14 protein-coding genes and 1 other RNA gene are annotated in these 15,035 nt (G+C 52.7%); 8 read left to right on the top strand and 7 right to left on the bottom strand.

Annotated features, from left to right (window positions below; all coding sequences use genetic code 11):
- The first annotated feature begins 83 nt into the window (after positions 1-83).
- Positions 84-1,703, top strand: coding sequence for an L-aspartate oxidase (gene nadB, locus OK409_RS00265; protein WP_010671303.1), 1,620 nt, complete (start codon positions 84-86; stop codon positions 1,701-1,703).
- Here the strand turns inward: nadB and trmN are convergent.
- Complete coding sequence (gene trmN, locus OK409_RS00260; RefSeq protein WP_264366627.1) at positions 1,688-2,437, bottom strand: tRNA(1)(Val) (adenine(37)-N(6))-methyltransferase TrmN; 750 nt, start codon at positions 2,435-2,437, stop codon at positions 1,688-1,690. The genes nadB and trmN overlap by 16 nt on opposite strands.
- Before the next feature lie 165 nt (positions 2,438-2,602).
- Here trmN and srmB point away from each other — a divergent pair, with 165 nt between their 5' ends.
- The gene (gene srmB / locus OK409_RS00255; protein ID WP_010257676.1) at positions 2,603-3,931 is read left to right on the top strand and encodes an ATP-dependent RNA helicase SrmB; all 1,329 of its coding nucleotides are present in this window, start codon (positions 2,603-2,605) and stop codon (positions 3,929-3,931) included.
- Positions 3,932-4,148: 217 nt separating this feature from the next.
- Here the strand turns inward: srmB and grcA are convergent, their stop codons facing one another.
- On the bottom strand, positions 4,149-4,532 hold the full coding sequence (gene grcA, locus OK409_RS00250) for an autonomous glycyl radical cofactor GrcA (RefSeq protein ID WP_010672180.1): 384 nt from the start codon (positions 4,530-4,532) through the stop codon (positions 4,149-4,151).
- A gap of 242 nt (positions 4,533-4,774) precedes the next feature.
- Here grcA and ung point away from each other — a divergent pair, with 242 nt between their 5' ends.
- Positions 4,775-5,455, top strand: a complete 681-nt coding sequence (ung, locus tag OK409_RS00245; protein ID WP_022624103.1) for a uracil-DNA glycosylase — start codon at positions 4,775-4,777, stop codon at positions 5,453-5,455.
- A gap of 59 nt (positions 5,456-5,514) precedes the next feature.
- On the opposite strand, the gene grpE is transcribed toward ung, so the two are convergent.
- Positions 5,515-6,096 (bottom strand): nucleotide exchange factor GrpE, encoded by a 582-nt coding sequence (gene grpE / locus OK409_RS00240; protein ID WP_010257683.1) that lies wholly within the window; start codon positions 6,094-6,096, stop codon positions 5,515-5,517.
- A gap of 122 nt (positions 6,097-6,218) precedes the next feature.
- Between grpE and nadK the strand changes: the two genes are divergently transcribed.
- The 3 genes from nadK (at position 6,219) to bamE (ending at position 9,377) form a co-directional block, all read left to right on the top strand.
- On the top strand, positions 6,219-7,097 hold the full coding sequence (gene nadK, locus OK409_RS00235) for an NAD(+) kinase (RefSeq protein WP_010672178.1): 879 nt from the start codon (positions 6,219-6,221) through the stop codon (positions 7,095-7,097).
- A gap of 84 nt (positions 7,098-7,181) precedes the next feature.
- Positions 7,182-8,843, top strand: a complete 1,662-nt coding sequence (recN, locus tag OK409_RS00230; protein ID WP_264366626.1) for a DNA repair protein RecN — start codon at positions 7,182-7,184, stop codon at positions 8,841-8,843.
- Positions 8,844-9,029: 186 nt separating this feature from the next.
- Positions 9,030-9,377, top strand: a complete 348-nt coding sequence (bamE, locus tag OK409_RS00225) for an outer membrane protein assembly factor BamE (protein WP_010672176.1) — start codon at positions 9,030-9,032, stop codon at positions 9,375-9,377.
- Positions 9,378-9,472: 95 nt separating this feature from the next.
- Here the strand turns inward: bamE and OK409_RS00220 are convergent, their stop codons facing one another.
- Positions 9,473-9,766, bottom strand: a complete 294-nt coding sequence (locus OK409_RS00220; RefSeq protein ID WP_010257690.1) for an RnfH family protein — start codon at positions 9,764-9,766, stop codon at positions 9,473-9,475.
- Positions 9,759-10,193: a type II toxin-antitoxin system RatA family toxin gene (locus OK409_RS00215; RefSeq protein WP_010257692.1), complete on the bottom strand. Its 435-nt coding sequence runs from the start codon at positions 10,191-10,193 to the stop codon at positions 9,759-9,761. The genes OK409_RS00220 and OK409_RS00215 overlap by 8 nt, the downstream gene beginning before the upstream one ends.
- Before the next feature lie 158 nt (positions 10,194-10,351).
- On the opposite strand from OK409_RS00215, the gene smpB reads away from it, so the two are divergent.
- Complete coding sequence (gene smpB / locus OK409_RS00210; RefSeq protein WP_010257694.1) at positions 10,352-10,834, top strand: SsrA-binding protein SmpB; 483 nt, start codon at positions 10,352-10,354, stop codon at positions 10,832-10,834.
- A gap of 43 nt (positions 10,835-10,877) precedes the next feature.
- Positions 10,878-11,239, top strand: a transfer-messenger RNA (tmRNA) gene (ssrA, locus tag OK409_RS00205).
- A 282-nt stretch (positions 11,240-11,521) separates the two neighbouring features.
- Here the strand turns inward: ssrA and OK409_RS00200 are convergent.
- Positions 11,522-13,720 carry a DEAD/DEAH box helicase gene (locus OK409_RS00200; protein WP_264366625.1) on the bottom strand — a complete coding sequence of 733 codons (2,199 nt, stop codon included), beginning with the start codon at positions 13,718-13,720 and terminating at the stop codon, positions 11,522-11,524.
- Positions 13,717-15,033: an ATP-binding protein gene (locus OK409_RS00195; RefSeq protein ID WP_264366624.1), complete on the bottom strand. Its 1,317-nt coding sequence runs from the start codon at positions 15,031-15,033 to the stop codon at positions 13,717-13,719. Before OK409_RS00195 ends, OK409_RS00200 begins: the two co-directional genes overlap by 4 nt.
- Positions 15,034-15,035 lie beyond the last annotated feature (2 nt).

Raw genomic sequence — 15,035 nt, 5'->3', positions numbered from 1 at the left:
CGCCAGATGTTTAAAATACTTCACAACAACCCCCATTGCGCTTATGCTCAGCCCTATTCTTGTTTAGTAAATTAAACATTATGATGAATGCGAACCCGGATTATCAGTGTGATGTACTCATTGTGGGCAGCGGTGCTGCTGGCCTGTCGCTGGCATTGCGGCTGGCAAAACAGTATCAGGTGACAGTTCTCAGTAAAGCGCAGGTCAATGAGGGGTCAACCCTTTACGCCCAGGGCGGTATTGCTGCGGTATTTGATGAGACTGACAGTATCGAGTCGCACATCGAAGATACGCTGATTGCCGGTGCCGGATTATGCGACCGTGAAGCCGTCTCGTTTATCGCCAGTAATGCCCGGCATTGCGTGCAGTGGCTGATCGACAACGGTGTCGCCTTTGATCTCGATCCGCAGGCGGCCGGCGACATGCGTTATCACCTGACGCGGGAAGGCGGCCACAGTCATCGCCGTATCCTGCACAGCGCTGACGCTACCGGCCATGCGGTTGAAACGACGCTGGTAAGCCAGGCGTTGAGCCATCCCAACATCCGGATTCTGGAACGCACCAACGCGGTCGATCTGATTCTTTCAGATAAAATCGGCCTGCCAGGCCCACGCCGTGTAGTAGGCGCGTGGATCTGGAACCGTAATCGCGAACAGGTGGAAACCTGTCGGGCACGGGCCGTGGTGGTTGCAACCGGTGGTGCCGCCAAGGTCTATCAATATACGACTAATCCCGACATCGCCTCCGGTGACGGCATCGCGATGGCCTGGCGTGCCGGCTGCCGGGTTGCCAATCTGGAATTTAATCAGTTCCACCCGACCTGCCTGTTTCATCCGCAGGCGCAGAATTTCCTGTTAACCGAAGCGTTACGCGGAGAAGGTGCCTGGCTGTTGCGTCCCGATGGCAGCCGTTTCATGCCTGATTTCGATGAGCGTGCCGAACTCGCCCCGCGCGATATCGTCGCCCGGGCCATCGATCATGAGATGAAGCGGCTGGGCGTTGACTGTATGTATCTGGATATCAGCCACCAGCCTGAGGAGTTTGTTCGCGCGCACTTCCCGATGATCTATGAGAAGTTGCTGACCTTTGGCTTTGACCTCACCAAAGAACCCATCCCGATTGTGCCTGCCGCGCACTATACCTGTGGCGGCGTAGTCGTTGATCAGCATGGCCAGACCGACGTAAGTGGCCTCTATGCCATCGGTGAGGTGAGTTATACCGGCCTGCATGGCGCTAACCGCATGGCATCCAATTCGCTGCTGGAGTGTCTGGTTTATGGCTGGTCCGCCGCAGAGGAGCTGATTCGCACCCTGCCCGCCATCGAAGCCGTTACTGCGCTACCCGCATGGGATGAAAGCCAGGTCGATGACGCCGATGAGCGCGTGGTGATCCAGCATAACTGGCACGAGCTGCGGTTATTCATGTGGGATTACATGGGAATCGTCCGCACGACCCGGCGGCTGGAGCGGGCGCTGCGCCGCATCAACCTCCTTCAGCAGGAGATCGATGAATATTATCGTCATTTCCGCCTCTCCAATAATCTGCTGGAGCTACGGAATCTGGTGCAGGTCGCTGACCTGATGGTGCGCTGTGCGCTGGAGCGAAAAGAGAGTCGCGGCCTGCACTATATCCGCGACTACCCGGATTTACTGCCCGAGGCGCGGCCAACCATCCTGACGCCGCCGGACTACATAAAAAGGTAGAACTCCCGCGTCAGGCTACACCACTCATCAGAATAGCGGGTGTCCGGCGTGCGGATAGCAAGGCGCTCCAGCAGGGTTTCCCCGGCCTGCGGCGACAGCCCCAGCAGGACGCGGTGCGGCGGACGATGGGCATATTCCGCCACGTCCAGCCGGAAACGCAGATGCCAGCCATCCGCCTGCGCCAGGGCGATGAATTCCTGGCCGGTCGCGGTGGGCAGCACCACGCAGAACATCCCCTCTTCTTCAATCAGTAATGCAGCACTGCGCAACAGTGTCTGATGATCGAGCGAGGCAGTCGCACGGGCGCTGTCCCGTGCCGCAGTAGAACAGGCCACGCCAGGTGCAAAATAAGGCGGATTGCTGACGATTAGCGAGTAACGTTTATCGCACTGTTCAGCCCAGTCGGCGATATCACGCTGATGAACCTGAATACGTTCAGGCCACGGCGACTGCTGCACATTCTCCTGCGCCTGAAGCGCGGCTTCCGGTTCCAGCTCAACCGCATCGATGTTGACCAGCGATGGCGTACGCTGCGCCAGCATCAGCGCGATAAGCCCGCTGCCGCTGCCAATATCCAGAATACGTTTTACCCCGGCAACCGGCGCCCAGGCCCCAAGCAGAATGGCATCGGTGCCCACTTTCATCGCACAGCGATCGTGCGCGACAAAAAATTGTTTAAAGGTAAAACCGTTCTTGTTTAACTGTGGCCGTTCACGCGGCTTATCCTGCATCATTCGTCACTACCATCGTTTTTTTCCTGCCGTACGGCAGCGCATGAGTGTAACGTGACAACAGAGGGAATTCACGCGGCAGACAACCCCAGGCGCAGCCGAAACGGATTAACAGATGAAGATTCAGTCTGATCTGTCTATAATCAGCGCCCCAAACTGAGGTAGACCATGACAGTAACCACATTTTCCGAACTCGAACTCGACGAAAGCCTGCTACAAGCGTTGCAGGAAAAAGGCTTTACGCGCCCAACAGTGATCCAGGCTGCTGCAATTCCGCCCGCGCTGGAGGGCCGTGACGTTCTGGGTTCGGCACCTACAGGGACCGGGAAAACTGCCGCGTATCTGTTACCGGCGTTGCAGCACCTCCTTGATTTTCCGCGTAAGAAATCTGGCCCGCCACGCATCCTGATTGTGACCCCGACCCGCGAACTGGCGATGCAGGTCGCCGATCATGCGCGTGAGCTGGCGAAACATACCCATCTGGACATCGCCACCATTACCGGCGGCGTGGCCTATATGAACCATGCCGAAGTGTTCAGCGAAAACCAGGACATCGTGGTCGCCACCACCGGCCGTCTGCTGCAGTACATCAAAGAAGAGAACTTTGACTGCCGTGCAGTAGAAACCCTGGTGCTGGATGAAGCGGACCGCATGCTCGATATGGGCTTTGCCCAGGATATCGAAACCATCGCGGCTGAAACGCGCTGGCGCAAGCAGACCCTGCTGTTCTCTGCCACGCTGGAAGGCGACAATATCCGTGACTTCGCCGAGCGTCTGCTGAACGATCCGGTTGAGCTGGAAGCGGACCCAAGCCGCCGTGAGCGCAAAAAGATCCAGCAGTGGTACTACCGCGCTGACGATCTGCAGCACAAAACCAAATTACTGATCCATCTGCTGAAACAGCCGGATGTGACGCGCAGCATCGTGTTCGTGCGTAAGCGTGAACGTCTGCATGAGCTGGTGAGCTGGCTGCACGAAGCGGGGATTCGTAGCAGCTATCTTGAAGGCGAAATGGTGCAGGCGAAGCGTAACGAAGCGATTAAACGTCTGAGTGAAGGCCGCGTTAACGTGCTGGTTGCGACGGATATCGCCGCGCGCGGCATTGACGTTGAAGATGTCAGTCACGTCTTCAACTATGACATGACGCGCACCGCTGATACCTATCTGCACCGCATCGGGCGTACCGGCCGTGCGGGCCGTAAAGGCATCGCCATCTCACTGGTTGAAGCGCACGATTTTGTGCTGCTGGGCAAAATCACCCGCTATGTGAACGAGCCGATCAAAGCGCGCGTGATTGATGAGCTGCGTCCTGAGACGCGGGCGCCAAGTGCCAAAACGACCGGTAAACCGTCGAAAAAGGTTCTGGCGAAGCGCGCAGAGCAGAAAGCCAGTGAAACAGAAAAACCGCGTGTGAAAAAACGCCATCGTGATGCCAAAAATGTCGGCAAACGCCGCAAGGCAAGCGGCAGTACGCCAGCTAACGAGAATGCGGAATAAATCATCGCAGCTATAAAAAAATCGCCTCACAGGAGGCGATTTTTTTTATCTGATAATCAGTAACAGCCCTTTCACAATCTTTTATCTGCCAGAGCGCTTTCTTCATGACACTGGCATCAGCGTGCCGGGCAGTTAACTGGTTATCTTATTCATAATATTAATAAAAATTGCTGTGTGCGCTTTGCGCTAATTTTCAGCAGCCGATAACTCAGGCTGCTTAAAGACTTTCAGTAAAGGTACGGGTAATGACGTCGCGCTGCTGCTCAGGTGTCAGTGAGTTAAAACGCACGGCATAGCCTGAAACGCGGATGGTCAGCTGCGGATAGTTTTCAGGATGTTTAACTGCATCTTCCAGCGTTTCGCGGCGCAGAACGTTGACGTTCAGATGCTGTCCACCTTCAACACGTACCTGTGGTTTGATTTCAACCGGCACTTCGCGGTAAGCGAATTCGCCCAGTTCGCTGATGGCGACAACCTGATCTTCTTCGTAGCCCGCTTTTGCACACAAGCAACGCGCTTCGGCTTTCTCTTCGTCCAGCAGCCAGAAGGAGTTCAGTAGTTGTGAATTGTTTGATTGAGTGATCTGGATACCAGTGATCATGATTGCGTCTCCCGGGTAATACGTGGATAAATCAAATTTGAGGCCCCGGTATATCACCTTTGATTTCGGACAGCTTTGACCTGTATCAATATTAATCAGGCATTCCGACCGCTTTTAAGCTAACCCGTTGATCTCAATACCCCTGCCACCTAAACTTAATTTGTATTATTCAAATTATTTTTGCCTTCAGGTCAGCGGCAGGAACCGCTAAGCTTATGGCACTAACGTTAAGGGAGTTAAACATGGCTGAAAAGCTGACCTGGCACGACGTGCTGGCTGAAGAGAAAGAGAAACCCTATTTTATCGAGACGCTGAAGCAGGTCGCCGATCAACGCGCCGCAGGTGTCACGGTCTATCCGCCGCAGAAAGATGTCTTCAACGCCTTTCGCCTGACGGAACTGGGCGACGTCAACGTCGTGATACTCGGTCAGGATCCCTATCACGGGCCTCATCAGGCGCACGGCCTGGCCTTCTCGGTACTGCCCGGCGTCCAGGTGCCGCCCTCGCTGCAGAATATCTACAAAGAGCTGATGCAGGATATTCCAGGCTTTCAGAAGCCCAGTCACGGCTTTCTTGAGAGCTGGGCAAAACAGGGCGTGATGTTGCTCAACACCGTGTTGACGGTTGAGGCAGGTAAAGCGCATTCCCATGCGCGATTTGGCTGGGAGACCTTTACGGATAATGTGATTGCGGCGATTAACCAGCACTGTGAAGGGGTGATTTTTCTGCTGTGGGGTTCACATGCGCAGAAGAAAGGCAGCATTATCGATCGCCAGCGCCATCACGTGTTGCAGGCTCCGCATCCCTCGCCGCTCTCCGCGCATCGTGGCTTTTTCGGCTGCAAACACTTTTCAACAACCAATGAGCTGCTGAGCGCTGCCGGTAAAAAGCCGGTGGACTGGACGCCGGTTTTACCGGACTAACGCCAGAAAGCACACGGCCGCGTCAGTGCGCGGCCGTGTAACGGGATTCAGGCGTTGAATCAGCTTTTCGCTTTGGAAACCGCAACCATCGCCGGGCGCAGCAGGCGACCATTCAGCGTATAGCCACGCTGCATCACCAGCATGACATGGTTTGGCTCAAACTCTTCAGACTCCATCATCGACATCGCCTGATGCACTTCCGGGTTAAACGGCACGCCGGTTTCGCCGACCACTTCAACACCGAATTTACGCACGGCGCCCAGCAGGCCTTTCAGGGTCAGTTCAATCCCTTCAATCATCGAAGCCAGCTGTGGGTCCTCTTTGTTCGCCACTTCCAGCGCACGTTCGAGGCTGTCGATTACCGGCAGCAGTTCGTTGGCAAACTTCTCCAGCGCAAATTTGTGCGCCTTCTCAACGTCCATCTCGGCACGACGACGAATGTTCTCAATCTCTGCCTGCGCACGCAGCTGGGCATCGCGCACACCGGTCTGCGACTGCGCTAATTCAGCTTCGAGCTGAGCAATACGCTCATCACGCGGATCCACCTCTGCCGCTGTCTCCGCTTCCTGAGGTTGCTGCTGATCCTGCTGAATTTCGTCTGAGACTTGCTCGTTTGGGGTGTTCTGTTCTTTACTACTCATGAATTTCTCCGCGTTTTGCACATTCATTTCGCTGGTTGGCTTATTATGGGGATTGGTATGACGGATTCAAGGGAACCTATCACATTGCCTTACCGTTTTGGCTTATAAGGAACACCGACCAGATGAACAAACACTTTAACTGCATTGGTATTGTGGGTCATCCGCGCCATCCCACCGCGTTAACCACGCATGAGATGCTCTGGCGCTGGCTGACAGCCAAAGGTTATCAAGTGATCGTTGAGAAGCAAATTGCGCAGGAGCTGTCGCTTCACGACGTGCAGACGGGCACGCTGGCGGAGATTGGTCAGCAAGCCGATTTAGCGGTCGTGGTGGGCGGTGATGGCAATATGCTGGGCGCAGCGCGGGTGCTGGCGCGCTACGACATTAAAGTGATTGGGATTAACCGCGGTAATCTCGGCTTTCTCACCGATCTTGATCCAGACAATGCGCAGCAGCAGCTGGATGAGGTGCTACAGGGCAACTATTTCGTCGAAAGCCGCTTTCTGCTGGAAGCGCAGGTGTGCAAATCTGACTGCTCGCCGCGCATTGGCTCCGCTATCAACGAAGTGGTGCTGCATCCCGGCAAAGTCGCGCACATGATCGAATTTGAAGTCTACATCGATGAAGTGTTCGCCTTCTCCCAGCGATCAGATGGGCTGATTATCTCGACACCCACCGGCTCGACCGCCTATTCACTCTCTGCGGGCGGCCCGATTCTGACGCCGTCACTTGAAGCGATTGTGCTGGTGCCGATGTTCCCGCATACGCTGTCAGCGCGGCCACTGGTCATCAACAGCAGCAGTACCATCCGTTTGCGCTTTTCCTCACGCCGCAGCGACCTGGAAATCAGCTGTGACAGCCAGATTGCGCTGCCGATTCAGGAAGGCGAGGATGTACTGATTCGACGCAGCAGCAACCACCTGAACCTGATTCACCCCAAAAACTACAGCTATTTCAATACGCTGAGTTCAAAACTGGGCTGGTCAAAAAAATTGTTCTGAAATGCAGCCTCCCCTCTTTACTGGATAAAAAACCAGTTTATACTGTATGAAAAACCATATGTGTTTATTCATACAGGTGAACCTATGCTGGCCCAACTGACCATCAGTAATTTCGCTATCGTTCGTGAGCTCGACATTGATTTTCAACGCGGCATGACAGCAATCACTGGTGAGACCGGTGCCGGTAAGTCTATCGCGATTGATGCGCTGGGATTATGCCTGGGCGGTCGTGCTGATGCCGACATGGTCCGTCAGGGTGCCTGCCGGGCCGACCTCTGCGCCCGCTTCCAGCTTAAGTCCTCCCCTTCTGCTCAGCGCTGGCTGATAGATAATCATCTGGATGACGGCAACGAATGTCTGCTGCGCCGGGTTATCAGCGCTGACGGACGTTCCCGCGGCTTTATCAACGGCACGGCAGTGCCGCTCTCTCAGCTGCGCGATCTCGGCCAGTTACTGATTCAGATTCACGGCCAGCATGCCCATCAGCTTCTGCTCAAACCAGACCATCAGAAACATCTGCTGGATGCCTATGCCGGTCACGACGATCTGCTGCAGCAAATGCGCGCCAGCTATCAGACCTGGCATCAGAGCTGCCGCACCCTGGCGCTGCATCAGCAGCAGGCGCAGGAGCGCGAATCCCGCCGCGAGCTGTTGCAGTATCAGCTGAAAGAGCTGAACGACTTCGCTCCGCAGCAGGGTGAATATGAGCAGATCGACGAAGAGTATAAGCGTCTGGCCAACAGCGGACAGTTGCTGTCAACCAGCCAGCAGGCACTGCAACTGTTAGCAGACAGCGATGACAATAATCTCAACAGCCTGCTCTACAGCGCCCGTGAGATGATTTCAGAACTGACCTCGCTGGATGAGAAACTGAACGGCGTTCACAACCTGCTGGAAGAGGCGGCGATTCAGCTGAGCGAAGCCAGCGATGAGCTGCGCCACTACTGCGACAGCCTCGATCTGGATCCTAACCGCCTGTATGAACTGGAACAGCGTATTTCGCGCCAGATCGCCTTAGCCCGTAAGCATCACGTCACCCCTGAAGGGCTGCCTGAACTGCATCAGCAACTGCTGGCGGAAGCGGAATTGCTGTCTCAGCAGGAGAGCGATCAGGAGAGCCTGCAATTACTGGTGGGTGAACACTATCAGGCCGCGCTGCAAAGCGCAGAGCAGCTGCATCAGCAGCGCAGCCACTATGCCGATGAGTTGCAGCTGCTGATTACCCAGAGTATGCACCTGCTCTCGATGCCGCATGGCCAGTTTAAAATCGCGCTGACCTTTAATCCGGATCAGCTGACCGCAGACGGTGCGAGCCGCGTTGATTTCCAGGTGACGACTAACCCAGGTCAGCCACTGCAGCCGCTGGGCAAAGTTGCTTCAGGCGGTGAACTGTCACGTATCGCCCTGGCGATTCAGGTAATCACCGCGAAGAAAATGGAAACGCCGGCGATGATTTTCGATGAAGTGGATGTCGGCATCAGCGGCCCGACCGCCGCCGTGGTAGGTAAGCTGTTGCGTCAGCTGGGCGAATCGACTCAGGTGATGTGTGTAACCCACCTGCCGCAGGTTGCCGGTTGTGGTCATCAGCATTTTTATGTCAGCAAAGAGACCGATGGAGCGATGACCGAGACCCATATGCAGCCACTGGACAAGCGTGCACGTCTGCAGGAACTGGCGCGACTGCTGGGTGGCAGCGAGGTCACACGCAATACCCTGGCCAACGCAAAAGAACTTTTAGCCGCATAGCAGCGCACTTTTTTAACCGGCTGGGGTCATAAGCTTGCTCTGTAGAGGTTTCCAATAGCGAAAAGGTTTATTATCATCGGCACTTATGTCGCCAAAGTAATAAAGCCTGCCGCAGGCAGAGTTCAGATTTTGATGGCAAGAAAACCGCCTGTAAAAGGCGTTTGGCCCCGGAAAAGGAATGTATAGATGCGCTGTAAAACGCTGACTGCCGCGGCAGTAGTAATGTTGATGATGACCGCCGGATGTTCCACCTTAGAGCGCGTGGTCTATCGTCCTGATATCAACCAGGGTAACTATCTGGTAGCTAACGACGTAGCCAAGATCCATACCGGTATGACACAGCAACAGGTGGCTTACACCCTCGGTACGCCGATGATGAAAGACCCGTTTGGCAGCAACGTATGGTATTACGTGTTCCGTCAGGAGCCAGGTCATGAGCGCGTGAAGCAGCAGACGCTGACGCTGAACTTTGATGGCAACGGTGTTCTGACTAACATCGACAATAAGCAGAATCTGGCCAGAAACAGCGACTGATTGAACGGAAGACCGTTTAAACGGCAGACAGCAAAAAGGCGCACTGAGCGCCTTTTTTTATGCCCGCTATCCACTGAGCCTGAAGGGATAGCGACTTATTTTTTGCTTTCTGCCGCTCGCTCTGCGCGCTGACGGCGCAGCTCTTTGGGATCGGCAATCAGCGGACGATAGATCTCAATACGATCGCCCTCATTAACCTCATCACCCAGCTTCACTGGCCGACTGTAGATGCCGACTTTATTACTGGTGAGGTCAATCTCCCGACGCAGTTCCAGTAGCCCTGACTTTTGGATGGCCTGCTCTACCGTACTGCCCTGCTCCACTTTCACGTAAAGCTGATACTGTTTTTCAGGTAAGGCGTAGACCACCTCAACGGAGATCTCAGGCACTGTAGACCTCTTTGGCACGCTGAGTGAAAGCCTGCACCATGCTGTTAGCAAGCTCTTTGAAGATACGTCCAAAGGCCATCTCTACCAGCATGTTGGTGAATTCAAACTCCAGGCTTAATTCAACCTTGCAGGCGTCATCGCCCAGCGAGACGAACTTCCAGCCGCCGGTCAGCTTGCGGAACGGTCCATCAACCAGTTGCATATGGATGCTCTGGTTATCTGTCAGGGTATTGCGGGTGGTAAATGTCTTGCTGATGCCCGCTTTCGACACATCCACGGACGCAGTCATCTGATTATCTGACGCATCCAGCACGCGGCTTCCGGTGCAACCCGGCAGGAATTGCGGATAGGCATCCACATCATTTACAAGTTTGTACATCTGCCCGGCACTAAACGGGACCAGCGCCGAACGACTAATCTGAGCCATAATGGTTCCTGTTCATCACGAAACCGCTGAATAATAGCATTTTCAGCGATTAAACAAAAATGTCCCCGAGTGAGGGTGTGCTAGAATATCCCGTTTCCTGCCGCCCCGCTGGACTGGGGATGCGATAACCGACTAAGTGATGTAAAATACGCCGCACTATGACAAAGAAAAAAGCACACAAACCCGGTTCTGCCACTGTTGCCATGAACAAACGCGCCCGTCACGAGTACTTCATTGAAGAGGAGTATGAAGCGGGATTGTCGTTACAAGGATGGGAAGTTAAGTCACTTCGTGCTGGTAAAGCCAACATCAGCGACAGCTATATTCTGCTGCGCGATGGCGAAGCCTTTCTGTTCGGTTCAACCTTTCAACCCTTAGCCGTTGCCTCCAGTCACGTGGTCTGTGACCCAACGCGCAGCCGTAAGCTGCTGCTGAAGCAACGTGAACTCGACTCCCTGTATGGCCGCGTCAACCGCGAAGGCTACACCATCGTGGCGCTGTCGTTGTACTGGAAGAACGCCTGGTGCAAACTGAAGATTGGTGTTGCACGCGGTAAAAAAGAGCACGACAAGCGCGATGATATCAAAGACCGCGAATGGCAATTAGACAAAGCACGTATCATGAAGAATTCAAAGCGTTAAGCACTGGATTTTTAGTTTTTTTGTTGTTAGTATTTGAAGTTCTGGGGCTGATTCTGGACTCGACGGGATTGTGAAGCCTTAGGAGCATGCCGAGGGGCGGTTTGCCTCGTAAAAAGCCGCAAAAAAATAGTCGCAAACGACGAAAACTACGCACTAGCAGCTTAATAACCTGCTTAGAGCCTTCTCTCCCTAGCTTCCGCTCTTAAGACGGGGATCAAGAGAAGTCAAACCCAAAAGAGATCGCGTGGATGCCTTGCCTGGGGTTGAAGCGTTAAATCCAATCAGGCTAGTCTGTTAGTGGCGTGTCTGTTCGCAGCTAACCGGCGAATGTAAAAACTGACTAAGCATGTAGTGCCGACGGTGTAGTAATTTCGGACGCGGGTTCAACTCCCGCCAGCTCCACCAAAATTCTTGGTTGATGGTTACCAGAACCATCATCGAAGTCCTGAGAGCCCGCAAGGTGAAAGCCTTGCGGGCTTTTTTGTGTTTGTAATTTGTCCCGTGAAGTCTGAAGACAACTGATTGGATTCCAAACAAGGCCCAACTCGCGAGCATCTTAACGCCAGGAGCTGAACTAGGTGACGTTGAGCAGAATCCTCATCGTCCGCTTTGCACCAAGAGGGGGCATTGCTAACAGCAACTGGCCTCAAACAACGGGGGAACAAATCCCACTATTGCGTAGCTAGTTTATTGAAGATGCTGCTTCAACCAAATACAGGTACCTTCAATGTCATACGCTTTTTCCCCAAATCCCTTCGCAAGAAGGGACTCTGGTAAATACTCGTCATATTTATCCAAGTACTTTTCTGGAACATCTGTAGCAAGATCAAATGCAGATGGTAAGCCTGACAACAGCATTTTTTTAAGCGCCTGTTGAACAGTTGTTACACTGGCATCATCAATCTCGATAACACCTGCGAAAGAATTAGCTTTAAAACCACAACGTATGAGCAAGGCTGTAATCGTATTCACAACTTTATCCCCCATCCAGGGAATTACGTAACAGTGTTGCCCACTCGTAATAAAATACTCATTTTGCAGGTTATAACGCTGAAAGTTACTACTGCCTTCCGCAAATAGGTTTCTGGCGGCAGCATCGGCATAATCTACTCTCTTACAACCTATCGCTATGCGGTAATCACTTTCCCTATAGATAGCGAGCATTTCCTGACGAACGGCATCATGAATAGACATTCCTCCCCCACTAAATTGTGGTGGCTGACCGCCTTTGGTCGCCTCTACATAGATAACTTTTCTCTCTGTCTCGATCTCTGTCACTTTCCAGCGCCGCCCACCGAAGATGATGTGTTGGTCTGGTAGCAGTGGGGAGTCCACAGGTATTGTTCCAAGGGTTCTGTTTCCGGTGACAATGCGGAACTCTTCTGGTGTATTGAACACGGCATAAAAAGTGTAATGGTTAGTCAGTTTCTCCCCCTCTGCCCCAACAACCATTTCGCCGCTAGCAAGTTGAGTGAGCAGGCCACAGGTTCCCATATGTCTAAGCAGACTTTTGAAATCGTTTAAATCTACATTTTTAAACGGCCCTGTCTGACATAGTTGTGACCAGAGCTGATCAGCACGAACTCCACCCCATTGTGCCGTAATAGCAAGAACCTGGTGTAGCAGCGTGGAGTAATGCATCTGTCGAGCATCAGCTGGTTCAAACCATTGTTTAGAGATCATCAGTCTGATCATTGCCATCGACTGGACCAACTGCAGCCGTAGGTGGTCAACGATACTGCTAGTCACAGTAAGCTCATTTTCTGTAATTAGCATTCTTAGAACTGATGGGGAGTCGCGTCGCCCAGAACGCCCCATGCGCTGACGCAGACTGGAAACAGAATGCGGAGGCGTAACTTGAACAACCGACTTAACCTTACCGATATCAATTCCCAACTCGAGTGTCATTGTACAAACAGCTGTTGTGGGTAAATTTCCTTTCTGAAGCCGAGCTTCAAGCGCCTCACGTATTTCCCTGGCAAGAGAACCATGGTGGGGAAAAAATTCATTCGGAACAATATGTTCCTCACACATGTCGCTCAACGTTGCCGCAATGCTTTCAGTGCGCTTTCGGCTGTTTGCAAAGACCAAATGAGAATCGCCACGGCAAAGTCTAAAAATGTCAGAGCAAACGTCATGTTCAGCTGAACTCTGAAGTTCTTTCTCTTTTTGGAGTACTCGCTCCAGGTACCCTTTGACCTGTACCTGAAGAGTGGCCGTGCTATTACTATCAGTAACAGTTACGCAGGGGAGTCGTTTGTCCGGGCGCAACAGTTCAGGCACTTTATCCAGTTCCCCCAGCGTGGCACTCAACGCAACGCGGGGAATTGGATTTACCTGGCGTCCTAGCACATGGTCAATTCTATTGAGCAGAGAAAGCAGCTGTACGCCTCGCTCTGAGCCAATAAAAGCGTGAAACTCATCAATAACAATGTATGCGACTGAAGAAAACGCCTGTTTGAGCCAGCCCATTGAGTTTATGAGTAAAGACTCAAGTGACTCAGGTGTAATCAGTAAAATGCCAGCTGGGTTCGTCCGAGCCTTCTTCTTTTTGCTTTGTGGTACATCCCCGTGCCAGGGAGTCACTGGCATGTCCAATGCATCGCCAAGGCTCTCAAGACGACGATGCTGATCGTTAATCAATGCCTTCAACGGACTGATATAGATGATGCCAAATCCATCAGTGAGATCTGCAACTGCCGAACAGGCAGGAAGAAAGAAAGCCTCTGTTTTACCCGCTGCTGTACCTGCACTAATTAGCACATCTCGATCACGGGCTAAAATTTCCGGGATAGAACTCTCCTGCAAGGGCCTTAATGTAGACCACCCCTGCTTGTAAACCCACTTACGGACGCGGGGATCGAGACTATCGTAGGCACTGCTCATAGTTTGAAGTTCGCAAGGCCGTCGTCGTCATCACTTTCCTCCACAATGGCGTCATCCATATCGCTGGGTCTGTCCACTTCAATTGCCACATCCTCGATTAGTGTTTGCCAGTTCATCGTTCTGTTTTGTTCCAGCACGGCCAGCATATCCAGGAAACCTTTTATGGTATTACGGGGGGTACGGAAGTAAGCGTCTCCAATGGTTTTACTACAATGATGCAGAAATCCAGTCAGTGCCTCATCTGGTACCAGATAATTCTCTAACTCTCCGCCTGCAAAAACATGGCGAAGATTTCTCAGTAAAATATAGAGTTCCTCAGGGGTGAGGCTTGCAAGATGCAAAGTGGGAGACGAATAGTCAATCACTCCCGCTTTTTGCGCGAACCGGTTTTCAGCCAGACGTGATTGGAGCGCCTCATAGCTGTAAAGACCTTTGCGCGGATCGAAAAGGAACTCTGGCGTCCCCCCGAGAATAAAACCAATATTCTCGGCTGAGCCTTGCAGGCAGTCATTCAGAATCCGCAGAATCTGTTCGTAGTTCGCTGTTCTTGCTTGCGTATTATTCAGCTTAAAGAGGTTCACCATTTCGTCGAGGCTGACCAAAAGACCGGCATAGCCTGCCTGTCGGACAAAAAGACTCATCAGTTTCAAAGAATCATAGAATGAAGCGTCTGAGATAATAGTCCGAACATCGAGATCGTTTCGAGCATCAGTTTTGGTGGTGTACTCTCCCCGCAACCAGCGAATGGCATTAGATTTTAGCGTTTCGTTATCCTGCTCATGTCCCCGCCAGAATGCATCAATGACCTTCGCAAAGTCATATCCGCCCACCATATCTGACAGAGCTGCCAGGCGTTTATGAATAACTGATGAAACCTCTGAGCCGTCCGTGTCAGCTTCCTTTCTTGCCTCGGTAACGAACCTTTCAACAACGCTAAGTAACGCATTACCATCCGGCTTGTTTCTGGTGGACATGTTTTTCATAAGTTCTGAATAGAGATTACGAGCCTGACCTCCCGATGAGTGAATACGTCTGTCAGGAGAAAGATCTGCACTGACTGACACCAGCTTCTTCTCTAGCGCAATAGAGCGCACAACACTCAGAAAGAACGTTTTACCAGAACCATACTCACCGATGATAAGCCTGAAGCTTGCACCACCGTCAGCAATCCTCTCAATATCCTGATGGAGAGCAGTGATCTCATTCACGCGGCCAACCTGGATATGCTGAATGCCTATCCTTGGCGTTACACCTGACTTAAGTGATTGAATAATAGCATCGCGTTCTTTCACTCTTATACGTGTTACAGACATTC

Origin of the sequence: Pantoea sp. RG18, assembly GCF_025910075.1 — a bacterium.
GTDB lineage: Bacteria > Pseudomonadota > Gammaproteobacteria > Enterobacterales > Enterobacteriaceae > Pantoea > Pantoea agglomerans.
This window is presented reverse-complemented; position numbering and strand designations above follow the sequence as displayed.